General features: G+C 65.1%; 28 protein-coding genes. 26 read left to right on the top strand and 2 right to left on the bottom strand.

What is annotated here, in order from left to right:
* Nucleotides 1-91 precede the first annotated feature (91 nt).
* Complete coding sequence (locus L2Y97_RS14640) at nucleotides 92-1,618, top strand: ArnT family glycosyltransferase (RefSeq protein WP_247427909.1); 1,527 nt, start codon at nucleotides 92-94, stop codon at nucleotides 1,616-1,618.
* Here L2Y97_RS14640 and L2Y97_RS14635 read toward each other — a convergent pair.
* Entirely contained in the window at nucleotides 1,615-2,196 is a 582-nt protein-coding gene (locus L2Y97_RS14635) for a Maf family protein (protein WP_247427907.1), read from the bottom strand. The two genes, L2Y97_RS14640 and L2Y97_RS14635, sit on opposite strands and share 4 nt — an antisense overlap.
* A 3-nt stretch (nucleotides 2,197-2,199) precedes the next feature.
* Nucleotides 2,200-2,646, bottom strand: a complete 447-nt coding sequence (locus tag L2Y97_RS14630; RefSeq protein ID WP_247427905.1) for a hypothetical protein — start codon at nucleotides 2,644-2,646, stop codon at nucleotides 2,200-2,202.
* A gap of 156 nt (nucleotides 2,647-2,802) precedes the next feature.
* Between L2Y97_RS14630 and L2Y97_RS14625 the strand changes: the two genes are divergently transcribed.
* The 25 genes from L2Y97_RS14625 (at nucleotide 2,803) to nuoL (ending at nucleotide 25,381) form a co-directional block, all read left to right on the top strand.
* Nucleotides 2,803-3,324: a YceD family protein gene (locus L2Y97_RS14625; RefSeq protein WP_247427904.1), complete on the top strand. Its 522-nt coding sequence runs from the start codon at nucleotides 2,803-2,805 to the stop codon at nucleotides 3,322-3,324.
* A gap of 18 nt (nucleotides 3,325-3,342) precedes the next feature.
* Complete coding sequence (gene rpmF / locus L2Y97_RS14620; RefSeq protein ID WP_139983614.1) at nucleotides 3,343-3,537, top strand: 50S ribosomal protein L32; 195 nt, start codon at nucleotides 3,343-3,345, stop codon at nucleotides 3,535-3,537.
* A gap of 155 nt (nucleotides 3,538-3,692) precedes the next feature.
* The gene (fabD, locus tag L2Y97_RS14615; RefSeq protein ID WP_247427902.1) at nucleotides 3,693-4,634 is read left to right on the top strand and encodes an ACP S-malonyltransferase; all 942 of its coding nucleotides are present in this window, start codon (nucleotides 3,693-3,695) and stop codon (nucleotides 4,632-4,634) included.
* Between the two features lie 30 nt (nucleotides 4,635-4,664).
* Nucleotides 4,665-5,408 (top strand): 3-oxoacyl-ACP reductase FabG, encoded by a 744-nt coding sequence (fabG, locus tag L2Y97_RS14610; protein WP_247427900.1) that lies wholly within the window; start codon nucleotides 4,665-4,667, stop codon nucleotides 5,406-5,408.
* 164 nt (nucleotides 5,409-5,572) lie between these two features.
* Nucleotides 5,573-5,812 (top strand): acyl carrier protein, encoded by a 240-nt coding sequence (gene acpP, locus L2Y97_RS14605; protein ID WP_247427898.1) that lies wholly within the window; start codon nucleotides 5,573-5,575, stop codon nucleotides 5,810-5,812.
* Between the two features lie 148 nt (nucleotides 5,813-5,960).
* Nucleotides 5,961-7,259: a beta-ketoacyl-ACP synthase II gene (gene fabF / locus L2Y97_RS14600; protein WP_247427896.1), complete on the top strand. Its 1,299-nt coding sequence runs from the start codon at nucleotides 5,961-5,963 to the stop codon at nucleotides 7,257-7,259.
* A gap of 7 nt (nucleotides 7,260-7,266) precedes the next feature.
* The gene (locus L2Y97_RS14595) at nucleotides 7,267-8,613 is read left to right on the top strand and encodes an aminodeoxychorismate synthase component I (protein ID WP_247427895.1); all 1,347 of its coding nucleotides are present in this window, start codon (nucleotides 7,267-7,269) and stop codon (nucleotides 8,611-8,613) included.
* Nucleotides 8,610-9,446, top strand: coding sequence for an aminodeoxychorismate lyase (gene pabC, locus L2Y97_RS14590; protein ID WP_247427893.1), 837 nt, complete (start codon nucleotides 8,610-8,612; stop codon nucleotides 9,444-9,446). Before L2Y97_RS14595 ends, pabC begins: the two co-directional genes overlap by 4 nt.
* Nucleotides 9,443-10,471 (top strand): endolytic transglycosylase MltG, encoded by a 1,029-nt coding sequence (mltG, locus tag L2Y97_RS14585; protein WP_247427891.1) that lies wholly within the window; start codon nucleotides 9,443-9,445, stop codon nucleotides 10,469-10,471. Before pabC ends, mltG begins: the two co-directional genes overlap by 4 nt.
* Nucleotides 10,468-11,112: a dTMP kinase gene (tmk, locus tag L2Y97_RS14580; protein WP_425492766.1), complete on the top strand. Its 645-nt coding sequence runs from the start codon at nucleotides 10,468-10,470 to the stop codon at nucleotides 11,110-11,112. The genes mltG and tmk overlap by 4 nt, the downstream gene beginning before the upstream one ends.
* Nucleotides 11,109-12,044 carry a DNA polymerase III subunit delta' gene (gene holB, locus L2Y97_RS14575; RefSeq protein ID WP_247427888.1) on the top strand — a complete coding sequence of 312 codons (936 nt, stop codon included), beginning with the start codon at nucleotides 11,109-11,111 and terminating at the stop codon, nucleotides 12,042-12,044. Before tmk ends, holB begins: the two co-directional genes overlap by 4 nt.
* A 12-nt stretch (nucleotides 12,045-12,056) precedes the next feature.
* Nucleotides 12,057-13,022, top strand: coding sequence for a PIG-L deacetylase family protein (locus L2Y97_RS14570; RefSeq protein ID WP_247427886.1), 966 nt, complete (start codon nucleotides 12,057-12,059; stop codon nucleotides 13,020-13,022).
* A 38-nt stretch (nucleotides 13,023-13,060) separates the two neighbouring features.
* Complete coding sequence (locus tag L2Y97_RS14565) at nucleotides 13,061-13,420, top strand: PilZ domain-containing protein (RefSeq protein WP_247427884.1); 360 nt, start codon at nucleotides 13,061-13,063, stop codon at nucleotides 13,418-13,420.
* Nucleotides 13,421-13,690: 270 nt separating this feature from the next.
* Nucleotides 13,691-14,047 carry an NADH-quinone oxidoreductase subunit A gene (locus L2Y97_RS14560; protein ID WP_247427883.1) on the top strand — a complete coding sequence of 119 codons (357 nt, stop codon included), beginning with the start codon at nucleotides 13,691-13,693 and terminating at the stop codon, nucleotides 14,045-14,047.
* Nucleotides 14,038-14,592, top strand: coding sequence for a NuoB/complex I 20 kDa subunit family protein (locus tag L2Y97_RS14555; protein WP_139983592.1), 555 nt, complete (start codon nucleotides 14,038-14,040; stop codon nucleotides 14,590-14,592). Before L2Y97_RS14560 ends, L2Y97_RS14555 begins: the two co-directional genes overlap by 10 nt.
* A 14-nt stretch (nucleotides 14,593-14,606) precedes the next feature.
* Nucleotides 14,607-15,335 (top strand): NADH-quinone oxidoreductase subunit C, encoded by a 729-nt coding sequence (locus tag L2Y97_RS14550; RefSeq protein WP_247427881.1) that lies wholly within the window; start codon nucleotides 14,607-14,609, stop codon nucleotides 15,333-15,335.
* 27 nt (nucleotides 15,336-15,362) lie between these two features.
* Nucleotides 15,363-16,592 carry an NADH-quinone oxidoreductase subunit D gene (locus L2Y97_RS14545; RefSeq protein WP_247436799.1) on the top strand — a complete coding sequence of 410 codons (1,230 nt, stop codon included), beginning with the start codon at nucleotides 15,363-15,365 and terminating at the stop codon, nucleotides 16,590-16,592.
* 21 nt (nucleotides 16,593-16,613) lie between these two features.
* A complete protein-coding gene (gene nuoE / locus L2Y97_RS14540) occupies nucleotides 16,614-17,141 on the top strand; it encodes an NADH-quinone oxidoreductase subunit NuoE (RefSeq protein ID WP_247427879.1) in 528 nt (175 codons plus the stop codon).
* Nucleotides 17,142-17,151: 10 nt separating this feature from the next.
* Complete coding sequence (nuoF, locus tag L2Y97_RS14535; protein ID WP_247427877.1) at nucleotides 17,152-18,495, top strand: NADH-quinone oxidoreductase subunit NuoF; 1,344 nt, start codon at nucleotides 17,152-17,154, stop codon at nucleotides 18,493-18,495.
* Entirely contained in the window at nucleotides 18,492-20,807 is a 2,316-nt protein-coding gene (nuoG, locus tag L2Y97_RS14530) for an NADH-quinone oxidoreductase subunit NuoG (RefSeq protein ID WP_247427875.1), read from the top strand. The genes nuoF and nuoG overlap by 4 nt, the downstream gene beginning before the upstream one ends.
* 3 nt (nucleotides 20,808-20,810) lie before the next feature.
* Complete coding sequence (gene nuoH / locus L2Y97_RS14525; protein WP_247427872.1) at nucleotides 20,811-21,833, top strand: NADH-quinone oxidoreductase subunit NuoH; 1,023 nt, start codon at nucleotides 20,811-20,813, stop codon at nucleotides 21,831-21,833.
* Between the two features lie 6 nt (nucleotides 21,834-21,839).
* Nucleotides 21,840-22,331 (top strand): NADH-quinone oxidoreductase subunit NuoI, encoded by a 492-nt coding sequence (nuoI, locus tag L2Y97_RS14520; protein WP_139983578.1) that lies wholly within the window; start codon nucleotides 21,840-21,842, stop codon nucleotides 22,329-22,331.
* A 17-nt stretch (nucleotides 22,332-22,348) separates the two neighbouring features.
* Entirely contained in the window at nucleotides 22,349-23,011 is a 663-nt protein-coding gene (locus L2Y97_RS14515; RefSeq protein ID WP_247427869.1) for an NADH-quinone oxidoreductase subunit J, read from the top strand.
* A complete protein-coding gene (gene nuoK, locus L2Y97_RS14510) occupies nucleotides 23,008-23,313 on the top strand; it encodes an NADH-quinone oxidoreductase subunit NuoK (protein ID WP_247327437.1) in 306 nt (101 codons plus the stop codon). The genes L2Y97_RS14515 and nuoK overlap by 4 nt, the downstream gene beginning before the upstream one ends.
* A 4-nt stretch (nucleotides 23,314-23,317) precedes the next feature.
* Nucleotides 23,318-25,381 carry an NADH-quinone oxidoreductase subunit L gene (nuoL, locus tag L2Y97_RS14505; RefSeq protein ID WP_247427866.1) on the top strand — a complete coding sequence of 688 codons (2,064 nt, stop codon included), beginning with the start codon at nucleotides 23,318-23,320 and terminating at the stop codon, nucleotides 25,379-25,381.
* Nucleotides 25,382-25,387 lie beyond the last annotated feature (6 nt).

The following is a 25,387-nucleotide window of genomic DNA, read 5'->3' as shown; positions in this document are numbered from 1 at the left end:
GATGCGTGTGCCCCCCGGCCCGGCCATGGCGATGGATGAGTCGTTGAGTTTAGCCGTGCGTGCGCGACGCTGGCGAGGCATATTCGTCGTTTTGTTTGTACTGGTCCTCGCCTGCAAGGTTGTCATAGCGGCCACCCTGTCGCCGTTTGGCGATGAAGCGTTCTACTGGCAGGAGAGCCTTCAGCCGGCGTGGGGCTACAGCGACCTGCCACCGCTCACGGCATGGCTTATTGCGGGATCCGAGGCCGTTTTCGGGCATGGCCTGCTCGCCATGCGCGTGCCGTTTCTTTTGCTGGGGTCCCTGGTGCCGTGGCTGGTCGCCGCACTCGCGCGGCATGGCGGAGGCCCGGTGGCGCCGTGGCAGGCCGCTACGTTTGCCCTCCTGCTGCCGCTAGGTGGGAGCCTCGGCGTTCTCGCCCTCCCCGACGTACCGCTGACCGTGGCGATCCTGCTGGCCGCACGCGGGCTGGTGGAGGCGCTTGAGACAAATCGCAAGCGCGACTGGTGCCTGTTGGGCCTGGGCCTGGCCATGGCGTGGTGCACCCATTACCGCGCGGCCATGGCCATGCTGGCCGGGCTGGTGTTCATGCTCTTCATGCCGCGGGGGCGGCGTACCTGGCGCATGTGGGGCTGGTGGGGCGCCATGGCCGTGGCTGCGCTGGGTTTGCTGCCTTTGGCCCTCTATAACGTTGCGTCGCGTGGCGCCGGGCTCGCGTTCCAGTTGGTGGACCGGAACCCGTGGCAATTTCATGCGGATGCGCTCGTGCAGCCGCTGGAGCAGGCGCTGGCGTGCACACCTTTGCTTTATCTCGTCCTGCTATGGGGGCTGTGGCAGGCGTGGCGTCGACGCGGTGAGGCGCCATTCGATGTCGTAGCGGCCCTGGGTGGCACGTTCGTCATCGCGTATTTCGCGCTCGGCTTGTTTGCCGATGATGTGCGGTTTCGCGTGCATTGGCCATTGCCCGGCTACTTGCTCACGTGCGCGCTGCTGCCTGCGTTGCTGGCTGGCGCATCGATACCGATGCGGCGATTTGCCGGTGTGGCCATGGCGGTCGCCGGCGTGGGCCTGGCTTTGGGCCTGGCTTACCTGGGCCTTGCCGCGTCGCCGCGCGGTGCGGGCGTGCTGGCTCATGCGAAGGCCTTCCCATCGAACTTCACCGGTTGGCGGGAAGTGGCGGCCGCATTACCGCCGCGGCCTGCCGGAACCGTGCTGGTCGCGGATAATTTCATGCTCGCCGCCGAACTGCGCTTCACACTAGGTGCGCCGGTACCGGTGTACTCGCTCGATAGCCCGTTGAACGCGAAACATGGCCGCGCGGCGCAATTGAACGCATGGGCGCGTGATGAAACCGCGCTTCAGGCACTTGCCCCGGCACCGGTCTTGCTGGTGGTGGATGAAACGGCGTTACGCGAGCGAGAGACGCGTGACTGGCTTGGTTCACTCTGCGCACGCGTCGATATCGTGCGGCCATTGGGGCGTGTCGATGCGTTTGACGGTCGCCGTCGTTTCGCGTTTTACGAGGCGCGCGCACGTTCCATGCGCCGCGGGGCGATCCCGCCGGATCAATGCATCGCATGGACCGCGGCTTACGAGGCCGCGACAGTTCGCCCGCGCTAGGGCAGCGCGATACCGGCGCTACGCAACAGGTGAGACGTGGCAATGAGTGGCAGGCCGACGAGCGCCGTGGGGTCCACGTTGGCAATGCGTTCGAACAGCGAGATGCCCAGGCCCTCGCATTTGAAACTGCCGGCACAATCCAGCGGGCGTTCGCGCTCCACGTAACGGGTGATGTCGCCATGCGACAGCGTGCGGAAGCGCACGCGTGTTTCATCGACATGCACATGGGCCTGCCCTTGGGTATCGATGACACACACCGCCGTGTGGAAGATCACCTCCTGCCCCGAGCTGGCCTCGAGCTGCGTGTGAGCGGCGTGGGCGGTGCCGGGCTTGTCGAGCACCGTACCGTTCAGATCGGCCACCTGGTCCGAGCCGATGACGACGCTGCCCGGGTTCGCTGCCGCGACAGCCCTGGCCTTGGCTTCGGCCAGGCGTGCTGCGCGGTTGGCGGGGGCTTCGCCGCCCACCGGCGCTTCGTCCGTGCCCGGGGCCTCCTGGGTGAACGTATCGAGCAGGCGGCGGAGCAGGGCGGCCCGGTAGGCCGAGGTGGAGGCGAGGATGACGGGTGGCTGGGTCAAGGGCTAACGATCCGGCTGGAAGTGTTCGCGCACCGCGGTATCGAGGGCGGTCTGCGCATCATCCAGGGCCTGCAGGCGCGGCTCGAGCTGGTGGCGCGCCCGGACCAGGGCATCGACAGCCTCATCAAGCTCGCGCTGGCTGGCGCTGGGTGCCCGGTCGCGTATCCACAGGCGTTGCTGGAGCAGGGCGCGCAAGCCGGAATCCACCGCCTGCTGCGCTTCCACTTCGCCAACGGCCGGCTGGTCGGGGCTGAATTGCATGACCGCGTGGGCCCGCTGAAGGCGGTCGCGGCAATCCTTCAGGTCGGTCTCGAGACGGTCAGCCTGGTCCATCAGGTCCTGCAGGGCACCGTGCCTGCGCCGCCGCCTGTAATGGGCAAACGTCCACGCGCAGAGGCCCAGCGCGAGAACGAGTAGCGAGGCAAGTGCATAATAAGCAAAGGAAAACACGCGGCCACTTCCCCCTGTCGGGCGTGCTGCGGCACACTTGCCGCTCGCCGCGAGTCTGCCCCAAACGCGGGTCGCTTCGCAAAATCGCCTGGCTCCCCCTTTTTGTCTGGCTAACCGGTTGACTTCAGGCGGGTTCATGCCTACCATTTCCCGATTATGTCCGTGACTTTGCCATCGTCCGTGGACGCTTGGCGCGAAGTACGTGCGCGGCGTTCGTTTCAGGGAAAGCTGCCTCTCTCGGCGTTCAAGCGCCTCGGGGATGTGGTTGCCAGCCCCGAGGGCGATGTCGAGTACGAACTGGACTTTGGTCGTGACGACCTGGGTGTCGCTTATGTGGCCGTCCGCGCAAAGGCATCGCCCACGCTGATCTGCCAGCGCTCCCTGGAGCCTTTCCAGCTTCCAGTGGAGGTCGATGCCCGTCTCGGACTGATCGTCGAAGAGCGTGAGGAAGCCTCGCTTCCGCCCGGCTACGAACCGCTCCTTCTGGAGCAGGACGGCAAGCTGGATCCGCTCGCCACGATCGAGGACGAACTGCTGTTGGCGCTACCCCTTGTTCCGGTTAACCCGGACGCGGAGTTGCCCGAAGACGTAACCCGGCCTGAGGAGGAAGAAACACCTTCCCCGCAGGACCCATCCGATAACCCGTTCGCGGCTCTCCGCGGACTTATAAACAAGTAATTTCGCTGGAGATTCGCCATGGCCGTTGCCAAGAGCCGCAAGACCCCGTCCACCCGCGGCATGCGCCGTTCGCACGACGCCCTGAAGGGCGTGCAGCTGTCGACCGACCCGACCAGCGGTGAAGTGCACCTGCGCCACCACGTGACGAAGGATGGCTTCTACCGTGGCAAGAAGGTCATCGACACCCGCGGTGCGGTTGAAGTCGAAGACTAAGTTTCACCTTGCGTGACGCTTGAGCGAAACGGCGCCCGATGGCGCCGTTTCGCATTTGTGGGGGTGGGCTCACCGCCACCACACCCTTGCGAATGGTGCATTCGCCCATGGGTTGCTGGCACCATGCGCGGTTTGAACGCCCGGAATCGCCCCGCATGACCTCGACCAGCCCCACGCTCGCCATCGTCTTCCCTGGCCAGGGCTCCCAGTCCATCGGCATGCTTGCCGACCTGGCGGCCGTCCACCCGGAAGTCAAAGCTACCTTTGATGAGGCCTCTGAGGGCGCCGGCGTTGACCTGTGGGACATCAGCCAGAATGGCCCCGAGGAAAAACTCAACAGCACGGAAAACACCCAGCCGGCCCTGCTGGCCGCGAGTGTGGCCGTATGGCGTGTTTACCTGAAGCAGGGCGGTGCGCTGCCTGCTTACCTGTCGGGGCATAGCCTGGGTGAATACAGTGCCCTGGTGGCCGCGGGCGCGCTTTCCCTGAAGGATGCCGCCGGCCTCGTGGCCGAGCGTGGCCGCCTGATGCAGGCCGCCGTGCCGGCCGGCGTGGGCGCCATGGCGGCGATCCTGGGCGGAGACGATGCCCAGATCGCCCAGGTTTGCGACGAGGTGGCGCAGGGACAGATCGTCGCCCCGGCCAACTTCAACTCCCCGGGCCAGTTGGTGATTGCCGGCCACGCGGAGGCTGTCGACCGCGCGCTGGCGCGCCTTGCCGAGCTGGGCGTAAAAAAGGCGGTGAAACTTGCCGTTTCCGTGCCTTCTCATTCCATGCTCATGCGCGAGGCAGCCGACACGCTCGGCGAGCGGATGACCACCCTTGAATGGACATTGCCTGCGATCCCCGTTGTGCAGAATGCCGACGCCGCCATCCATGCCTCCATCGACGATATCCGCGGCGCGCTGCAGCGCCAGCTTTACCTGCCGGTCCGTTGGACCGAGTGCGTGCAGGCGCTGGCGGCGCATGGTGTTGCCCAGGCGCTGGAGTGTGGCCCGGGCAAGGTGCTCGCTGGCCTTATCAAGCGCATCGACAAATCCATCGAAGCCAAGGCCATCGGCACGCCGGCCGAACTCGACGCCGCCGCCCAGGCCTGATCCCTCTTCCCCTGTAGCAGGACCCACGACATGACCCATACCCTGAAGGGCGAGATCGCCCTCGTCACCGGCGCCAGCCGCGGCATCGGTGCCGCCATTGCGGATTTGCTGGCCGAGATGGGTGCCACTGTTTATGGCACGGCCACCAGCGAGAACGGCGCCAAGGCCATTGGTGAGCGGCTCGCCGCACACGGTGGCCACGGCCGCGTGCTGGATGTGACGAACCCTGAATCCATTGAGGCGTTGGTGGATGAGATCGCCAAGGCGTCAGGCGCCATCAGCATCCTGGTGAATAACGCGGGCATTACACGCGACCAGCTCCTCATGCGCATGAAAGAGGATGACTGGAGCGCGATCATGGATACGAACCTGACCTCGGTGTTCCGTACCTCCAAGGCCGTCATGCGCGGCATGATGAAGGCGCGCAAGGGCCGCATCATCAGCATCGCTTCGGTCGTGGGCGTCACCGGCAACCCGGGGCAGGCGAACTACGCCGCCGCCAAGGCCGGCATCATCGCCTTCTCGAAGTCGCTGGCCCGCGAGATCGGCTCGCGTGGCATCACCGTGAATGTCGTGGCGCCCGGTTTCATCGATACCGACATGACCCGCGCGCTGCCCGAAGAGCAGCGTGAGGCGCTCCTTTCGGGCATTGCCCTCGGGCACCTGGGCGAGGGGCGCGATATCGCCGAGGCGGTGGCCTTCCTGGCCTCGCCGGCCGCGAAGTACATCACTGGCGAGACCCTGCACGTCAACGGCGGGATGTACATGCCCTGACCGGTTGGCCCGGGCAGTCGCCAGCGGGCCGTTTTTGAGAGACAATCACCCTTTCGCGCCCCGGGTCGCCCGGGGCGCCAGCCACGTCACGGTGCGTGCTGGCGGGTATGGACCTTAGCCACTACAATGCGCCGGATTTTTTTCCCTCGGGAGGTTATAGCGACATGAGCACCATCGAAGAACGCGTCAAGAAGATCGTCGTCGAACAGCTGGGCGTCAAGGAAGATGAAGTCACCGCGAACGCCTCGTTCGTGGACGATCTGGGCGCCGATTCGCTGGATACCGTCGAACTCGTGATGGCTCTTGAAGAAGAGTTCGAGTGCGAGATCCCGGACGAAGATGCCGAGAAGATCACGACGGTTCAGCAGGCTGTCGACTACGTCAAGGCCCACGTCAAGGCTTGATTGGTTGGCTGGCTGTCGATCGGAGGCGCCGCCTCCCGTCGATCTCCGAGCGACACGGAAGCTGCGCCTCATGGCGCAGTTTTCGTTTCCGCAATTCGTAACCTGCGCCTGCGTATGGTTTACGCGGACACAGTGAAGGAAGAAACGCATGAGTAAGCGACGTGTGGTAGTGACCGGCATGGGGATTATCTCGCCGGTCGGTAACGATATCGCCACCGCCTGGAAGAACGTCGTCGAAGGTCACAGCGGCATCGGCGAGGTCACGCCCATCGAGGGTACGGACTGGACCAAGTACGCCACGCATATCGCTGGCGAAGTGCGTGACTTCGATCCCGTTGAAGCCTATTTTGCCGGCACCGAAGCGCCCGAAGACGAGAAGCGTTCCATCGCGAAAGACTTCAAGCGAATGGATCCGTTCATCCATTACGGCATCGTCGCGGGCACCCATGCGTTCCGTCAGTCCGGCCTCGTCATCACCGATGAGAATGCCGGCCGCGTTGGCGTAGCCGCTGGCGCCGGTATCGGCGGCCTGCACACGATCGAAGCCACGGCGCTCGAGCTGGCCGAAAAGGGCCCGCGCAAGGTGTCGCCGTTCTTCGTGCCGAGTTCCATCATCAACATGGTGGCGGGCAACCTGTCCATCTACCACGGCCTGAAAGGCCCGAATATCGCGCTGGTTTCCGCTTGCACCACGGCCGCACACAATATCGGCATGGCCATGCGCCTCATCCAGTACGGCGATGCCGACGCGATGCTGGCGGGCGGTGCCGAGTTTGCTACCACGCCTACCGCCATGGCCGGCTTCTGTTCGGCCAAGGCCATGTCCACCCGCAACGACGATCCGACGCACGCCAGCCGTCCGTGGGACACCGGCCGTGATGGCTTCCTGCTGTCCAACGGCGCGGGCATGCTCATGCTCGAAGAGTACGAATTCGCCAAGGCACGTGGTGCGACCATCCTGGGCGAGCTCATCGGCTTCGGCATGAGCGGCGATGCGTACCACATCACCGCGCCCAGCGGCGACGGTGCGGAACTGGCCATGCGCAACGCGCTGCACGATGCCGGCCTGAAGGCGGAAGACGTGCAGTACGTCAACGCGCACGGTACATCCACCCCCGTGGGTGACCTGGGCGAGGCCAAGGCCATCCGCAATGTGTTTGGCGAACACGCCACGCAGAAGGGCAAGTTCGCGGTCAGCTCCACCAAGTCGGTCACCGGCCACCTGCTGGGTGCCGCAGGCGGCGTGGAAGCGATCTTCACCATCCTTGCCCTGCGTGACGGGATCATCCCGCCGACGATGAACCTCGAGAACGTCGATCCGGAAGTCGCTGCACTTGGCATGGACCTGGTGCCGAACAAGGCGGAGAAGGCCGACTTGACCGTGGCCATCTCCAACTCGTTCGGTTTCGGCGGCACCAACGGCACGCTCGCCTTCCGTCGCGTCTGATAGCCGCGTGGCCTTCACCACGCGAACCCTTGCCGGCCGGCGCGATCTCCTCGCGCCGGCCGCGCTGTTTCCGGATCGCTATCCGGCGCTGCTCGCCTCCGCTGTGACCGGCACGGCGCAGTCGCGCTTCGATATCCTGTTTGCCGGCAGTACCACGTCGTTATCGCTCGATGCGCAGGGCGTCGTGCGGGACGGGCAGGGCGAGGTTATCGCCGGTCCGTTTCTTGATGCGTTCGATCGCGCATGGGCAAGCCATCATCGTGCGCGCGTGGATGATGGCTTGCCGTTCCATGGCGGCTGGGTTATCTACCTCGCCTATGAGCTGGCTGCCCAGGTCGAGCCTTCCCTCGCGTTGCCTGCATCACGCGGTGCCGCCCCAGTGGCCTATGCCATGCGTTCGCCTGCGGCCGCCATCGTCGATCATGTGGAAGGCCGCACGATCCTCATGGCCGAGGAGGGTGCCGAGCATTGGCTCGATACCCTGGCTGCCGATCTGGAGACGCCCGTTCCCAGCCTGGCGCTGGCTGCGCCTGAGCGTGTCGAGGAAGACGATCCCCAGCGGTTCCTCGATGGCGTGCACCGTATCCACGAGCATCTGCACGCGGGCGATACGTTCCAGGTGAACCTGTCGCGCCGGTGGTGCGCACATTTTGCCGAGCCGCCAAGCGCGGCGGCGCTTATGCTGGCCTTGCGCGCCGCCAATCCTGCGCCGTTTGCCGGCCTGCTCCAGCAGCCTGGCTGGGCAATCGTCAGCTCGTCGCCGGAGCGCCTGGTCGAGGCCCGTGATGGCCTTCTGCAGACACGCCCCATCGCCGGGACCCGGCCACGGGTGCCGGGCGATGACGATGCGGCACGTATTCGCGAGCTCACCGCGCACCCGAAGGAGCGTGCGGAGCACGTCATGCTGATCGACCTCGAGCGCAATGACCTGGGGCGCGTATGTGTTCCCGGCAGCGTGAAGGTGGACGAGTTGATGGTGGTGGAGAGCTACGCGCACGTACACCACATCGTTTCAAACGTGCGCGGACGCGCCCGCGAGGGCATCACGCCGGGCCAGGTCGTGGCGGCCACGTTCCCTGGGGGCACCATCACGGGCTGCCCCAAGGTGCGTTGCATGCAGATCATTGGCGACATCGAACAGGAGCCGCGCGGCGCCTACACCGGCGCGCTTGGCTATATCGACGATAGCGGCGACATGGATCTCAATATCCTCATCCGCACGTTGATGGCCGAAGGCTGTGAGGTATCGCTGCGTGCAGGCGCAGGCATCGTGGTGGATTCGATCGCAGGGAAGGAGCTGGACGAAACACGGGCCAAGGCGCGCGGCCTCTTGCGGATCTTTGGCGCGGCATGACGACGCGTTTGTCGGTGGATTTTCGCGACGTCGGCGTTATTTTCGCCGCGGATCGTGGGTTCAACTACGGCGATGGCCTGTTCGAAACACTTCGTGTCGTTGGCGGCACCGCCCCCCTTTGGGCACGCCATGCCGCGCGCCTTGACACGGGCTGCGAGCGCCTGCGCATGCCGACACCCGACCTGGCCGCGGTGCATGCCGAGGTGCTGAGGCTGTGTGCTGGCCTGGACGATGCGGTCGTGCGCATCACCTATACCCGGGGTGTCGGCGAGCGTGGCTACGCCTTGCCTTCCGTGCAGCGACCTACGCTGGTCATCGCGGCGTCACCGCTGGCGCTGGAAACCGGGGCGTCGCGCGATGGCATCGCCGTGCGCCTGTGCGACACGCGGCTCGCCATCCAGCCTGCGCTGGCAGGGCTCAAACACCTCAACCGCCTTGAGCAGGTGCTGGCTCGCGCAGAGTGGTCCGATCCCGCGGTGGCCGAGGGCCTCCTTTGTGACATGGAGGGGCATCTGGTGTGCGCCACGGCGGCGAACCTCTTCGCCGTCCTCGATGGCGAACTCACCACGCCGCCGGTCGATCGCTGCGGGGTGGCGGGCGTGGCGCGCGCGGAAATCCTATCCAGCACTCCCGTCACCGTGTCCCGCATGAGTCCGGCGCAGGTGCTCGGGGCTGACGAGGTCTTCCTCACATCGGCGGTTCGGGGCATTCTCCCTGTCCGGGCCTTTGGGGTCCGCACGTGGCAGCCCGGCCCCATCACGCGCGCCCTCCAGGCGCATTGGGCGGGCCTGGGCCTGCCCTTACCGTACCGTGCCAAGGATAGTGATCGATGAAAGTGCGTGGCGCCGCCTTGTGGCGCGCGGTTTTGTTGCTGGTGCTGCTCGCCGCGATCGCCGGCGGCGCATGGCTGTGGTTCGATTGGGCCCGATTCGCACGTGCGCCGCTCGCTGTCGCGTCGACGGGCCAGAGCATCGACGTGGCGCGCGGGTCGTCGTTCAAGGATATCGTTCGTGACCTGCGCGATCGCGGCGTAACGAAAGCCTCGCCGCTTTACTGGCGCGTGCTCGCGATGGAAATGCATGCGTCGGGACGGCTGCACGCGGGTGAATTCGCGCTGCGCCCCGGCATGACCCCGCGGGACCTGATCGGCGACATGGCGGCCGGCAAGGTCATGCAACGCAATTTCACCATCGTGGATGGCTGGACCTTTGCCGACCTTCGCCGTGCGCTGGCGGCCGTGGATACGATCACCCATGACACCGCGGGCCTCGACGATGCGGCGATCATGAAGCAGGTCGGGGCCGAGGGCGATCAGCCCGAGGGCCGCTTCCTCCCCGAGACTTACGCCTACGTCAAAGGCGATACCGATAGCAGCATCTTCAAGCGCTCGTATGCGGCCATGGTGAAGACGCTGGATGCCGCGTGGCCCGCGCGGGCACCGGATTTGCCGTTGGCCAGCCCTTACGAGGCCCTGATCCTGGCATCCATCGTGGAAAAGGAAACCGGCAGGGCGGATGAGCGGCCGCGCATCGCCGGTGTGTTCGTGCGCCGGCTCGAGCAGCACGTCCTGCTGCAAACCGATCCCACGGTGATCTACGGCATGGGCGCGGCGTATACGGGCAACATCCACAAGAGCGACCTGACCACCGACACCCCCTACAATACGTACACGCGTGCCGGCCTTCCGCCCACGCCCATCGCCTTACCGGGGCGTGCGGCCATCCAGGCGGCATTGCATCCGGCCGATGGCAAGGAGCTGTACTTCGTCGCCCGCGGCGATGGCAGCCACGTTTTCTCGGCTACCCTTGAAGAACATAACAAGGCGGTCGCTTGCTACCAGTTGAAACGATGCCAGTGAACCACGGACAGCGCGGACGGCTTATTACCCTTGAGGGTGGTGAAGGCGCGGGCAAGAGCACGCTCCTGCGCGGGCTGGAGGCACACCTGCGCGCGCAGGATATCGACCTGGTCGTTACGCGCGAGCCTGGCGGTACCGCCGTCGGCGAGGCCGTGCGCGGCATGGTACTGGATGCCGCCAACAATGAGCTCTGTGCCGAGGCGGAGCTGCTGCTGATGTTTGCCTCACGCGCGCAGCTCGTACGGCAGGTGATCGAGCCTGCCCTTGCTGCGGGCCGCTGGGTACTCTGCGATCGCTTTACCGATGCCAGCTATGCCTACCAGGGCGGCGGCCGTGGCCAGCCTGTCGATCGTATCTCGGGGCTCGAGCAGTGGGCGGCTCTGGGCCTGCGGCCAGACATCACGTTGCTGCTGGATCTACCCGTGAGTGAGGGCAGGGCACGTGCCGCTGGGCGTGGCGAGGCCGACCGCATCGAGGTGGAGGGCGATGCGTTCTTCGAGCGCATCCGCCGGGCCTATCGTGAGCGGGCGGTCGGGGATCCGGGGCGCTTCCGCGTTCTGGATGCGAGCGCGACGCCCGATGCGGTGCTCGCCCAGGCCGTGGCCGGTGTCAGCGGCCTGGTCGCCGGGGTCTCGCCGTGACGACCTGGCCATGGCACGCGGATGCCTGGGCGCGCCTGCAGGCGCGGCGCGAGCGCGACGCGCTCCCACATGCGCTGTTGCTCGCCGGCCCGGCGGGCCTGGGTAAGCGCGAGTTCCTGGCGCGGTTCGTCAAAGGCCTGCTCTGCCAGCAATCCGTGGACGGCGTGCCCTGCGATACCTGCCGCAGTTGCCTGCTGGTTGCGGCCGGTACCCATCCTGATGTCATCGCGCTCGGGTTGGGCCTGCGCAAGGATGGCGCGACCCGCAGTGAGATCGTCGTGGACCAGGTTCGCGAGCTGTCCCAACGGCTGGCGATGTCCAGCCAGTTTGGTGGCTGGCAGGTCGCGACCATCGACCCAGCCGATGCGATGAACGCGGCAGCCGCTAATGCGCTGCTGAAGACGCTGGAAGAGCCGACCGGCTCAACCGTCCTTATCCTCGTGGCTGATGAGCCCGCCCGCTTGCCGGCCACCATACGTAGCCGATGCCAGCGCATCGATTTCCTGGTGCCGCCGCGTGACGTTGCGCTGGCATGGTTGCGCGGGCAGGGCGTGGCCGATGCCGCGCCTGCCCTCGAGGCGGCTGCGGGTAACCCGGGGCTTGCCCGTGCGTGGGCGGCCGACGGTGCGCTCAAGCAGCGTGGTGAGGTCCGCCACGATCTGAAGAGCCTCGCGGCTGGGCGTGGCGATCCGCTGGACGTCGTGAAGCGATGGCAGGCGGCGGATCCGGTGCGTTATGTGTGGTTTGCGGCCCAGGCGGCCACCGATGAATTGCGCGCACGCGCCGCTGGCACAAGCGCGCCGTTGGAGAGCCAGCTGGACGACGAATCGCTGGATGCCTGGTACGGCCGGGCCAACCGGGCGCGAGATGCCCTGCGCGGGCCGCTTCGTGCCGACCTGGTGCTGCTCGAGCTGATCGCCGCATGGCGTTGAGGCGGTAACGACGTGCCTCGTGCTCCTGCCATCGATGCGTCTACCCGGCTCCTGGTGGTCGCGCCCCACCCGGATGACGAATCGCTGGCCACCGGCATGCTGATCCAGCGCTGCCTGGCGGAGGGCGGTAGCGTGGATGTGGTGCTGCTCACCGATGGCGACGACAACCCGTGGCCCCAGCGCTGGCTGGAGAAGCGGATCATCGTTGGGGCGGCCGGGCGCAGGCGTTGGGGTGGGCGACGTCGTCGCGAAGTGGTGGCTGCCCTGGCCCGGCTTGGTGTGGGGCCTGCCCGGTTGCACGCCATGGGGTGGCACGACATGCAGGTGACGACGCAATTGCGGCGTCATTACGACTCGTCGATTGGCCAGTTGCGGGCCGTGCTGACGCAGGTGCGGCCGACCCTGGTGGTGATCCCCGACCTTGGCGACCGTCACCCCGACCACGGTGCAGCCCATGTGCTCACACGACTGGCGATGCTCGGAACCGGCATCCCGGCCGAGGTACTCACGTACATGGTGCACGGCACCGAGGCCAGCCCGCCCGAGGCGCTGATCGTTCCCGATGGGGATGCGGAGCGCCAGCGGGTCAAGACGGCCGCCGTCCTGGAGCACGCGACCCAGATGGTGCTCAGCCGCAAGCGCATGCTGGGCATCGCCTCGCGGCCTGAGCGCTTCGACCGGCCGCCCCCGCCGGTACCGGTAGGCGCTACCCTGCGCTTGCCCTGGCACCCCGGCCCCTGGGCGCGTGCCCGGCTGCGGGTCGTACTGGCTGACGGGCAGGGTGCCCGCCACTGGACGTGGCGAAAGGCGCCGCTCGTTCGCGACGGCGATGACTGGTTGTTGGCATTGCCGCCTGTCCCCGGGCCGGCGTTCGTCAAGCTCACCGCCGACCTCGCCACGCCGTGGATCTACGACCGCTACGGCTGGGTTTGCCGGGATCCGGACCCGATCGGGCTTGTGGCGCGGCCGCCGGGCTAGCTAGGATGGCGCGCATCCTAAGGGAATCCGGCACCTCCATGAACGCAACCAGCCCGTCGCCGCGCCAGGGCATCCTGTCGCTGAAAATCAAGGACGTGAATTCCCTGTACATCTCGTACATGCCGTTCCTGAAGACGGGCGGCCTGTTCGCCCCCACGGCCCAGCGTTACAACCTGGGGGATGAAGTGGCCCTGCTGGTCACCCTTATCGACGACAACGAGCGCCTTTCGGTGGCCGGGAAGGTCGTCTGGATCACTCCGGTGGGGGCCCAGGGCAACCGCACGGCGGGTGTCGGCATCCAGTTTAACGAGTCACCGGAGAGCGAAGCCGCCCGCCAGCGTATCGAGGCCCTGCTGGCCGGTACCCTCAATTCCGAGCGGCCCACCCAGACGATGTAACTGCCACGGCAGGGAAAATTGGGTTTTGCACCATCATGGACCTGTTTTTCCTTCATTAAGACTTGTCGGCATACCTGCACGCACTGGTACAATAGATCGGTTCCCCAACGTGAGATTGTGGATCTCCGGAGTCGTTGGCGCGCCTGGCGCGTCCGACCGGATCGGTCCGTTTGGATCGATTCGAAAAAAGCTTCGGCGCCCCTAGCCGGACCGCTCGTCCCCGTCGACGGTCACTGATGCGCCCAGTGAGGCGCGGAGGTACGCAGCATCGTGCTCGCCCAATATTGGCCCGTCCTGTTGTTTATAGCCGTGGCCGTCGGCCTTGGCGTCGTCCTGATGGTGCTCGGCATGCTCGCCGGCCCAAAGCGCCCCGATGCGGAAAAGCTCTCGCCTTATGAGTGCGGCTTCGAAGCCTTCGAAGATGCGCGCATGAAGTTCGACGTGCGCTATTACCTCATCGCGATCCTCTTCATTATTTTCGACCTCGAAATCGCCTTCCTTTTCCCCTGGGCCGTGGTGTTCGACAAGATCGGCATCGTCGCCCTGGTTGAAATGGCCCTGTTCCTGGCGCTGCTCGTGGTCGGTTTTGGTTATGTCTGGAAGAAGGGAGCGCTCGAATGGGAGTGATGACCACCATCGACCGGGTGATGCATAACCCGGAACCGCTCAACCTCGTCGACGACATCATCCGCCCGAACGGTGACGCGCCGCTGCCGCAGCGCGGCTTTGGCGTGACCAGCGTCGATGCACTGATGAACTGGGCGCGCACTGGCTCCATGTGGCCGATGACGTTCGGCCTGGCGTGCTGCGCGGTTGAAATGATGCATGCCGGCGCGGCCCGCCTCGATCTGGATCGCTTCGGCGTCGTGTTCCGCCCCAGCCCGCGCCAGTCCGACGTGATGATCGTGGCCGGTACCCTGGTCAACAAGATGGCCCCCGCGCTGCGCAAGGTCTACGACCAGATGCCGGAGCCGAAGTGGGTGATCTCCATGGGGTCGTGCGCCAATGGCGGCGGCTACTACCACTATTCGTATTCGGTCGTGCGTGGCTGCGATCGCATCGTGCCGGTCGATATCTACGTGCCGGGCTGCCCGCCGACGGCTGAAGCGCTGATCCACGGCATCCTGCAGCTGCAGAAAAAGATCCGTCGCACCCACACGATCGCGCGCTAATCAGGGCCTTGCACATGAGCGTTAATAACGAGACCTCGCTGGTCGAACGCCTCGCCGCGCGCTTCGGCGACATGCTGACGGTGAAGGTCGAACGCAACGAAGTGACCGCCGAGGTCGCCCCGCGCGACCTTATCGCCGTGGCTACCGCGCTGCGTGACGAGGCGGGCTTCCGCTTTACCGTCTTCATCGATATCTGCGGTGTGGATTACCTGAGCTACGGCAAGACCGAATGGGATACCGACACGGCGCAGGGCGAAAGCTTCTCCCGTGGCGTGGAAGGCCAGGCCGTCGGTCGCTTCACCTGGGCAGAGCGTCCGCGCCCGGCTGAACTGCCGCGCCGCTTCGCCTCCGTATACCAGCTGCTTTCGATCGAGCATAACCAGCGCATTCGCCTGCGCGTCTTCTGCGAAGACGACAACTTCCCGGTGGTGCCGTCCGTGACGGGCGTCTGGCCGGGCGCCGACTGGTTCGAGCGCGAGTCGTTCGATCTGTACGGCATCATCTACGACGGTCATCCCGACCTTCGCCGCATCCTTACCGACTACGGTTTCGTCGGCCATCCGTTCCGCAAGGATTTCCCGCTCATCGGTAACGTCGAGGTCCGCTACGACGCCGAACAGAAGCGTGTTGTCTACGAACCGGTTTCGATCGAGCCGCGCGTGCTGGTGCCGCGCACGATCCGCAACGATGCCGACCTCGATCAGGCCAGGGCGGAAGCCGCCGACCGCTGGCGGGAGAATTAAGCCGTGGAAGAAATCCGCAATTACACGATGAACTTCGGTCCGCAGCATCCCGCTGCGCACGGCGTGCTGCGCCTGGTGCTGGAAATGGACGGCGAAACCATCGTCCGTGCCGATCCGCACATCGGCCTGCTGCACCGTGGCACCGAAAAGCTCGCCGAATCCAAGCCGTTCAACCAGTCCATCGGTTACATGGACCGCCTGGATTACGTCTCGATGATGTGCAACGAGCACGCTTACGTGCGTGCCATCGAGAACCTGCTCGGCATCGAAGCCCCCAGCCGTGCGCAGTACATCCGCACGATGTTCGACGAGATCACCCGCATCCTGAACCACCTCATGTGGGTGGGTTCGAACGCGCTCGATCTGGGCGCCATGGCCGTGTTCCTCTACGCGTTCCGTGAGCGCGAAGAGCTCATGGACGTGTACGAGGCCGTGTCGGGCGCGCGCATGCATGCCACGTACTACCGCCCGGGTGGCGTGTACCGCGACCTGCCGGAGCAGATGCCGCAGTACCGCGAATCGCCCTGGCACAAGGGTGGTGACCTGAAGCGCCTGAACCAGTGGCGTGAAGGCTCGATGCTGGACTACCTCACGGAGTTCACCAACGATTTCCCGGCCCGCGTCGATGAATACGAACTGCTGCTGACCAACAACCGTATCTGGAAGCAGCGTACGGTCGGTATCGGCGTGGTCAACCCCGAGAAGGCCCAGGCCTGGGGCATGACCGGCGCCATGCTGCGCGGTTCCGGCATTGAATGGGACCTGCGCAAGAAGCAGCCGTACGCCGCCTACGACAAGATGGATTTCGATATCCCCGTCGGCGTCAATGGCGATTGCTACGACCGCTACCTGGTGCGCGTGGAAGAAATGCGCCAGTCGAACCGCATCATCCGCCAGTGCGTGGATTGGCTGAAGGCCAACCCGGGCCCGGTCATGGTGCAGAACTTCAAGGTCGCCCCGCCCAGCCGTGTCGAGATGAAGAACGACATGGAAGCGCTGATCCACCACTTCAAGCTCTTCACCGAGGGCTATGGCGTACCGGCCGGCGAGACCTACGCCGCCGTGGAAGCGCCGAAGGGTGAGTTTGGCTGCTACCTCATGTCCGATGGTGCGAACAAGCCGTTCCGCGTGCACCTGCGCGCGCCGGGCTTCGCCCACCTGTCTTCGATGGACGCGTTCGTGCGTGGCCACATGCTCGCCGACGTCGTCGCGATGATCGGCACCTACGATCTCGTCTTCGGCGAAGTCGACCGCTAAGTCGACGGAGTACACAGAATCATGAAAGCCACCGGTCATTTCGAGCAGGTGAAGGACGTCGATCCGATCGCCGTGCTCAACGATCACACCCGGCAGCACATCGACCACTGGGTCGGTAAGTTCCCGCCGGACCGCAAGCGCTCGGCGCTCATCCAGTCGCTGATGGCGGCCCAGGAGCAGAACCAGGGCTACCTCACCGATGAGCTGATCACGGCCGTCGCCAAGTACCTCGACCTTCCGCCGATCTGGGCCTACGAAGTCGCGAGCTTCTACTCGATGTTCGAGACCTCGCCCGTCGGCCGCAACAACGTCGCCATCTGCACCAACATTTCGTGCTGGTTGAACGGGGCCGAAGGCCTCGTGCGCCATTGCGAGAAGAAGCTGGGCATCAAGACCGGCGAGAGCACCGCCGACGGCCGCATCTACCTCAAGCAGGAAGAGGAATGCCTGGCTGCGTGTGCTGGCGCGCCGATGATGGTGGTCAACGGTCATTACCACGAGAAGCTGACGACCGAATCGGTCGACGCGATCCTCGACGGTCTTAAGTGAGGTAAGGGCAATGGCTAGCACCACTGGTCCGGTCGGACCCGCACCCAAGGAACACCAGGTCGTCTACACGACCCTGCATTTCGAAAAGCCGTGGTCCCTCGAAAGCTACGAGAAGGTCGATGGCTGGAAGGCGTGGCGCAAGATCCTGGCTGAAAAGCCGGATCCGGCTGCGCTTATCGAAGAGATCAAGAAAAGCTCGCTGCGCGGCCGCGGCGGCGCCGGCTTCCCCACCGGCCTGAAGTGGTCGTTCATGCCGCGCAATGCGCCGGGCCAGAAGTACATCCTGTGCAACTCGGATGAATCCGAGCCGGGCACCTGCAAGGATCGCGACATCCTGCGCTTCAACCCGCACTCGGTGCTGGAAGGCCTGGCGATCGCGTGCTATTGCACGGGTTCGACCGTGGCCTATAACTACCTGCGCGGCGAGTTCCACCACGAGCCGTTCGAGCACATCGAGGAAGCCCTGAAGGAAGCGTATGCCGCTGGCCTGCTGGGCAAGAACATCGATGGCTCCGGTATCGACGTGGATATCTACAACGCCCTCGGCGCTGGCGCGTACATCTGCGGCGAAGAAACCGCGCTGATGGAATCGCTGGAAGGCAAGAAGGGTCAGCCGCGCTTCAAGCCGCCGTTCCCGGCCGGCTTTGGCCTGTACGGTCGCCCGACCACGATCAACAACACCGAAACCTACGCGTCGGTGCCGGCCATCCTGCGCAACGGCGCGGAGTGGTTCCTCAATATCGGCAAGCCGAACAACGGCGGCCCGAAGATCTTCTCGGTCTCCGGCCACGTGAATAACCCGGGCAACTTCGAAATCAAGCTCGGCACGCCGTTCTCCGAACTGCTGGAGATGGCGGGCGGTGTCCGCAACGGCCACAAGCTGAAGGCGGTAATCCCGGGCGGCTCCTCGATGAAGGTGCTGCCGGCCGACAAGATGATGGAATGCACCATGGATTACGACTCGCTGCAGAAGGCGGGTTCGGGTCTGGGTTCGGGTGCCGTTATCGTGATGGACGAGAAGACCTGCATGGTCCGCGCGTGCCACCGCATCTCGCGCTTCTACAAGGCCGAATCGTGCGGCCAGTGCACCCCGTGCCGCGAAGGTACCGGCTGGATGTACCGCGTGCTGTCGCGCATCGTGGAAGGCAAGGGCACGCAGGATGACCTGCACCGCCTGAAGGCGGTCGCCGGCCAGATCGAAGGCCACACCATCTGCGCGTTCGGCGAAGCCGCCGCGTGGCCGGTGCAGGGCTTCCTGTACCACTTCTGGCACGAATTCGAATACTACGTGCAGCATGGCCATTCCATCGTGGATGGCCCCGCTGGCACGGCCACCACTGGAGTCGCTGCATGAGTGCGCAGCCCGTAGCCAATGCCGCGCCGGATCTCGTCAATATCGAGATCGATGGCGTACCGGTGCAGGTAGCCAAGGGGTCGATGATCATCCAGGCGGCGGATGCCGTCGGCATCGCCATTCCGCGCTTCTGCTACCACCGCAAGCTCCCGATCGCCGCCAACTGCCGTATGTGCCTGGTGGAGATCGAGAAGATGCCGAAGCCGGCACCGGCATGCGCCACGCCGGTAGGCGAGGGCATGAAAGTCTTCACGCGTTCGGACAAGGCGCTCAAGTCGCAGCGCAACGTGATGGAGTTCCTGCTGATCAACCATCCGCTCGATTGCCCGATTTGCGACCAGGGCGGCGAGTGCGAACTGCAGGACGTCTCGCTCGGCTACGGCCGTTCGGTATCCCGCTACGTGGAGCGCAAGCGCACGGTGGCCGATGAAAACCTCGGCCCCCTGATCGCCACCGAAATGACCCGCTGCATCCAGTGCACGCGCTGCGTCCGCTTCACCAGCGAGATCGCCGGCACGTACGAGCTGGGTGGCATGAGCCGCGGTGAAAACCTCGAGATCGGTACCTACATCGGCAAGACGATCGAGAGCGAACTCTCCGGCAACATTATCGATGTGTGCCCGGTGGGCGCGCTGACCAACAAGCCGTTCCAGTTCCAGGCCCGCGCCTGGGAGCTGGTCGCTCGTCCCTCGGTGGCTTACCACGATGCGCTCGGCTCCAACCTGTGGCTGCACACGCGCCGCGGCGAAGTGCTGCGCACGGTGCCGCGCGATAACGAATCGATCAACGAATGCTGGCTCTCCGATCGTGATCGCTACAGCCACCAGGGCCTGTACGCGGCGGATCGCGTCAAGGCGCCGATGGTCAAGCGCAACGGCCAGTGGTCGACCACGACGTGGGACGACGCACTGTCGGTGGCCCGCGAAGCGCTGAAGAGCGTTTCCGGTGCGGATCTCGGCATCCTGGTGAACCCGGCGACCACGAACGAGGAGGGCGAGTTGCTCGTCCGCCTGGCCCGTGGCCTGGGCAGCGCCCATGTCGATCACCGCCTGCGCCAGCTCGATTTCGCGGACAACGCGTTCGCCAAGCCGTTTGCCTCGGCCATCGCCTCGCTCGACAAGGTGAAGTCGGCGCTGCTGGTGGGTTCGGACCTGCGCTACGAAGTCCCGCTGCTCAACCACCGCATCCGCCAGGCCGCCAAGAAGGGCGCCAAGGTGTTTGCCGTGAACCCGGCGCATTTCAACTTCAACTTTGACCTGGCCGGTGAAGCCGTGGCGCCGCCGCATGAGCTCGTCGCCGAGCTGCTGCAGTTCGCCAAGGTCGCCGCCGAGTCCGGTGCCGCTGTGCCGGAGTCGATCGCCGCCGTGGTGAACGCCGCGACGACCACCGATGACCACCGCGCGGCGTACGCTGAGTTCGCCGTCGATGGCGCCGTCGTGATCTTCGGTCACGCCGCTGCCAACCATCCGGAGGCCTCGTGGCTGCGTGCCATCGCGCGCTTCATCGCGCAGGCCGCTGGCGCTGCCTACAACGAAATCCCGGCAGGCGCCAACGCCGTGGGCCTTTCCACCATCGGCGTCCTGCCGACGGCGGGTGGCCTCGATGCGCGCGCCATGCTGGCGCAGCCGCGCAAGGGTTACGTGCTCTACAACGTGGAGCCGCCGTACGACTTCGCCGACGGTGCACAGGCCCAGCAGGCCATGCACTCGGCGCAGACCGTGGTCGCTTTCGCCGCCTACGCCTCCGATGCCCTGAAGGACTCGGCCGACGTGATCCTCCCGATCGCGCTCACGCCGGAGCTGGAAGGCACGCTGGTGAACGCGGAGGGCACCGCCCAGGCCGTGCTCGCCGGTTCGAAGGCCCCGGGTGAAGCTCGCGAAGGCTGGAAGGTGCTGCGTGCGCTGGGCGGTTCGCTTGGCGTGGCCGGCTTCGAGTTCGACGATCTGGCCGGCCTGCGCGATGGCATGACCGAGCGCACCACGGACACCCGTGCGGTGCTTGGCCAGCGCGCGTCGGGCATCACGCTTTCGCGCGTTGCCACGGTGCCGGTGTACCGCGGCGATGCCGTGCTGCGCCGCGCCGGTGCGCTGAACTCGCACCCGCTGAATCGCGCTGCCGCCATCCGCGTCAGCGCGGAAGATGCCGGCAAGCTCGGCCTGGCCGATGGTGGCAACGGCCGCATCGGTGACAGCGTGCTTCCGGTGGTGGTCGATGCCGCGGTGCCTGCCGGCGCCGTGTGGATCGATGCCGCGCTTCCCGAAACCGCGATGCTGCCGCCGTACGGCGCCGCCATCACCCTGAGCAAGGCGTAAACCATGGCCGATCAACTCTTCGACCACCTCTTGCTGCCGGTGCTGTTCATCCTGGCGGTCGTGCTGCCGCTGGTTATCGGCGTCGCGCTTTACGTCTGGTGGGAGCGCAAGGTGCTGGGCTGGATGCACGTCCGCATGGGGCCCAACAAGGTCGGCCCCGCCGGCCTGCTGCAGGCCTTCGCCGACGTCGTCAAGCTGCTCCTGAAGGAAGTGGTGCTGCCGACCAACGCGAACAAGTTCCTGTACTACCTGGCGCCGATGCTGGCCCTGGTGCCCGCGCTGTGCGCGTGGGCGGTGGTGCCGTTCGCGCCGGGCGTGGTGCTCGCCAACGTCAACGCGGGCGTGCTCTACCTGCTGGCCATGACCTCGATGGGCGTGTACGGCATCATCCTCGCTGGTTGGGCCTCCAACTCGCGTTACGCGATGCTCGGTGCCATGCGCGCCGCGGCGCAGGTCATCTCCTACGAACTCGCGATGGGCATGTCCATCGTCTGCGTGCTGGTGCTGACCGGTAGCCTGAACCTCACGGCCATCGTCGATGCACAGGCCGGTGGCGCACTGAGCTGGTACTGGATCCCGCTGCTGCCGGTGTTCGTCATCTACTTCGTCTCGGGCGTGGCGGAAACCAACCGCGCACCGTTCGACGTGGCGGAAGGCGAATCGGAAATCGTTGCCGGCTTCCACGTGGAATACTCCGGCTCGCCGTTCGCACTGTTCTTCCTGGCCGAATACGCCAACATGATCCTGGTGAGCTTCCTCTCCTCGATCCTGTTCGTGGGCGGCTGGCTGTCGCCGTTCCCCGAATCGTGGGGCTTCATCGGCCACGCCAGTATCCTCTGGCTGTTCCTGAAGGTCTTCATCTTTGCCTTCCTGTTCCTGTGGTTTCGCGCCAGCTTCCCGCGCTACCGCTACGACCAGATCATGCGTCTCGGCTGGAAGGTCTTCATTCCCATCACCATCGTCTGGGTCCTCGTCGCCGGCTGCATGAAGTATTTCGGCTGGGTCCACATCGGCACGGGAGCCTAAAGCGCCATGTCTCGCGTAACCCACTATTTCAAGAGCCTCCTGCTGCTCGAGCTGTTCAAGGGCATGGGCCTGACCATGCGTTACATGTTCAGCCCGAAGTACACGATGCGTTATCCGTTCGAGCACATCCCCAAGTCGAACCGCTTCCGTGGCCTGCACGCCCTGCGCCGTTACGCCAACGGTGAAGAGCGCTGCATCGCCTGCAAGCTGTGCGAGGCGGTGTGCCCGGCGCTGGCGATCACTATCGACTCGGCCCCGCGCCCGGAAGATGGCCAGCGCCGTACCACGCGCTACGACATCGACCTGTTCAAGTGCATCTTCTGCGGCTTCTGCGAAGAGAGCTGCCCGGTCGATTCGATCGTCGAGACGCACGTGCACGAGTACCACATGGAACATCGCGGCGAGAACGTGGTGACCAAGGCCCAGCTGCTGGCCATTGGTGACCGCTTCGAGCAGGACATCGCTGCCGCCCGCGCCCAGGACGCGGCTTACCGCTAAGGGCCACGGAATCGACGATGAATACCGATCTGCTCCAACTCATCTGTTTCTACCTCTTCGGAGGCGTGGCTGTTCTCGCCGGCCTGATGGTCATCACCGTGCGTAACTCGGTGCATGCCGTCCTGTCGCTCGTGCTGACCTTCTTCAGCATGGCCTGCGTGTGGCTGCTCGCCGAAGCGGAGTTCCTCGCCATTGCGCTTGTCGTCGTTTACGTCGGCGCGGTGATGGTGCTGTTCCTGTTCGTGGTCATGATGCTCGACATCAAGCAGGAGGTCGTCCGCGAGGGCTTCATCCGCTACCTGCCGGTGGGCATCATCGTCGCCGTGGTCATGCTGGTCGAAATGCTGGCCATGATCGGCGTAAAAGCCATGCACGCCCATACGCTTGGCCCGAACCCGGCCGGTAACTCGAACGTCGCGTGGCTGGGCCAGGCCCTGTATACCGACTTCCTGCTGCCGTTCGAAATCGCCGCGCTGATCCTTACCGTGGGTGTCGTGGCCGCCGTGGCCCTGACCCTGCGCCAGCGCCTGGGCGTACGCCACCAGTCGGCTGCCCAGCAGGTGTCCGTGAAGGCCACCGAGCGCGTGCGCGTGGTGAAGATGGCCCCGAGCCAGGTGGCTTCGGTGGTACCGCCGCCGGCGCCTCCGGCTGCCGATCCGTCGCAGGAGAACGCCAAGTGATCACGCTTTCCCATTACATCGTGCTCGGCGCGATCCTGTTCTGCATCGCCGTCGCCGGCCTGTTCATCAACCGCAAGAACGTGATCGTGCTGCTCATGGCGATCGAGCTCATGCTCCTCGCGGTGAACACCAACTTCGTGGCCTTCTCGCGCTTCTTCGGCGACGTGCAGGGCCAGGTGTTCGTGTTCTTCATCCTCACCGTGGCCGCGGCGGAATCCGCCATCGGCCTGGCGATCCTGGTCCTGCTGTTCCGTAACCGCAGCACGATCAACGTCGCCGAAATCGACAGCATGAAGGGTTGATCCGATGAGTCTCTCGCTTTCAATCCTGCTAACGATCGCACTGGCGCCGCTGGTGGGTTCGATCCTGGCCGGCCTGTTCGGCAAGGTGATCGGCCGGGCAGGGGCGCACAGCGCCACGATCCTCGGTGTCGCCATCGCCTGCGGCCTGTCGTTCTACGTGCTCTACCAGCTGGTGTGGGGTGGCGCGGATAACTTCAACCAGGATGTCTACACCTGGTTCGAGATCGGCCGCTTCCACGCTTCCGTCGGTTTCATGGTCGATCGCCTCACCGCCATGATGATGGTGGTGGTTACCTTCGTGTCGCTGCTGGTGCATCTGTACACCATCGGCTACATGGCGGAAGACCCGGGCTACCAGCGCTTCTTCAGCTACATCTCGCTCTTTACCTTCTCGATGTTGATGCTCGTCATGAGCAACAACTTCATGCAGCTGTTCTTCGGCTGGGAAGCGGTGGGCCTGGTGTCGTACCTGCTGATCGGCTTCTGGTACAAGCGCCCGACGGCGATCTTCGCCAACCTCAAGGCGTTCCTGGTCAACCGTGTGGGTGACTTCGGCTTCCTGCTCGGTATCTCGGCCATCCTGTACTTCCTGGGTACGCTGGATTACCAGACCGCCTTCGATCACGCCCCCGAGCTGGTCGGCAAGACCCTGCAGATCACCCAGAACCATGCGTGGGATGCAGCCACCGTCATCGGCATCTTCCTGTTCATCGGCGCCATGGGTAAGTCCGCCCAGGTTCCGCTGCACGTGTGGCTGCCCGATTCGATGGAAGGCCCGACCCCCATCTCGGCGCTGATCCATGCGGCGACGATGGTGACCGCGGGCATCTTCATGGTCGCCCGCATGTCGCCGATCTTCGAGCTGTCGGAGACCGCGCTCTCGTTCATCCTGGTGATCGGTTCGACCACCGCGTTCTTCACCGGCCTCATCGGCATCGTGCAGAACGACATCAAGCGCGTCATCGCGTACTCCACGCTCTCGCAGCTGGGCTACATGACCGTCGCGCTGGGTGTCTCCGCTTACAGCGGCGCCGTGTTCCACCTGATGACCCACGCCTTCTTCAAGGCCCTGCTGTTCCTGGGTGCCGGTTCGGTCATCATGGGCATGCACCATGAGCAGGACATGCGCTACATGGGCGGCCTGCGCAAGTACATGCCGATCACCTGGATCACGATGTGGATCGGTTCGCTGGCCCTGGCCGGTACCCCGTTCTTCTCGGGCTTCTACTCCAAGGACGCCATCATCGAAGCCGTGGGTGAGTCGCACCGCTGGGGTGCCAGCTACGCGTACTTCTGCGTGCTCGGCGGCGTGTTCGTCACCTCGCTTTACAGCTTCCGTCTCCTGTACATGACTTTCCATGGCAAGGAGCGCTTCACGGTGGAGCACAAGGCGCACGGCCACCACGGCCATGATGCCCATGCCGATCACCATGACGACGCCCACCATGACGATGATCATGGCCACGGTACGCCGGGCGTGCTCGAGCATGCACCGCATGAGTCGCCGTGGGTCGTGACGGTGCCGCTGGTGCTGCTGTCGATCCCCTCTATCCTGGTGGGCCTGTTCACCGTTAAGCCGATGCTGTTCGACGGCTGGTTCGGCAAGGCGATCCAGGTGAAGGAAGAGAACAACGTCCTCGGCGAACTCGCGCACGAGTTCCACGGTGCGGTGGCCGCCGGCCTGCATGGCTTCATGCAGCCGCCGTTCTGGATCGCACTCGCTGGCTTCGTGGTCGCTACCTATGTGTACCTGTTCAACCCGTCCGTCGCCGACAAGGCGAAGAACGCGCTGAAGCCGGTGTACAACCTGCTCAACAATAAGTACTGGATCGACGAACTGTACTTCGCGGTGTTCGCGAAGGGCGGCGTGAAGCTGGGCGAAGGCCTGTCGAAGGTAGGCGATCAGGGCCTCATCGATGGCGCCATCGTCAACGGCTCGGCTGGCCTCGTGCAGCGCATCGCGGGTGGTGCACGCCGCCTGCAGTCCGGATTCCTCTTCCATTACGCGTTCGCCATGATCCTCGGCCTTATCCTGCTCCTGGGCGGGTACTGGCTGATCGGGCAATAAGGGAAA

This window comes from Luteibacter aegosomatissinici, from assembly GCF_023078495.1.
Taxonomy (GTDB): domain Bacteria; phylum Pseudomonadota; class Gammaproteobacteria; order Xanthomonadales; family Rhodanobacteraceae; genus Luteibacter; species Luteibacter aegosomatissinici.
This window is presented reverse-complemented; position numbering and strand designations above follow the sequence as displayed.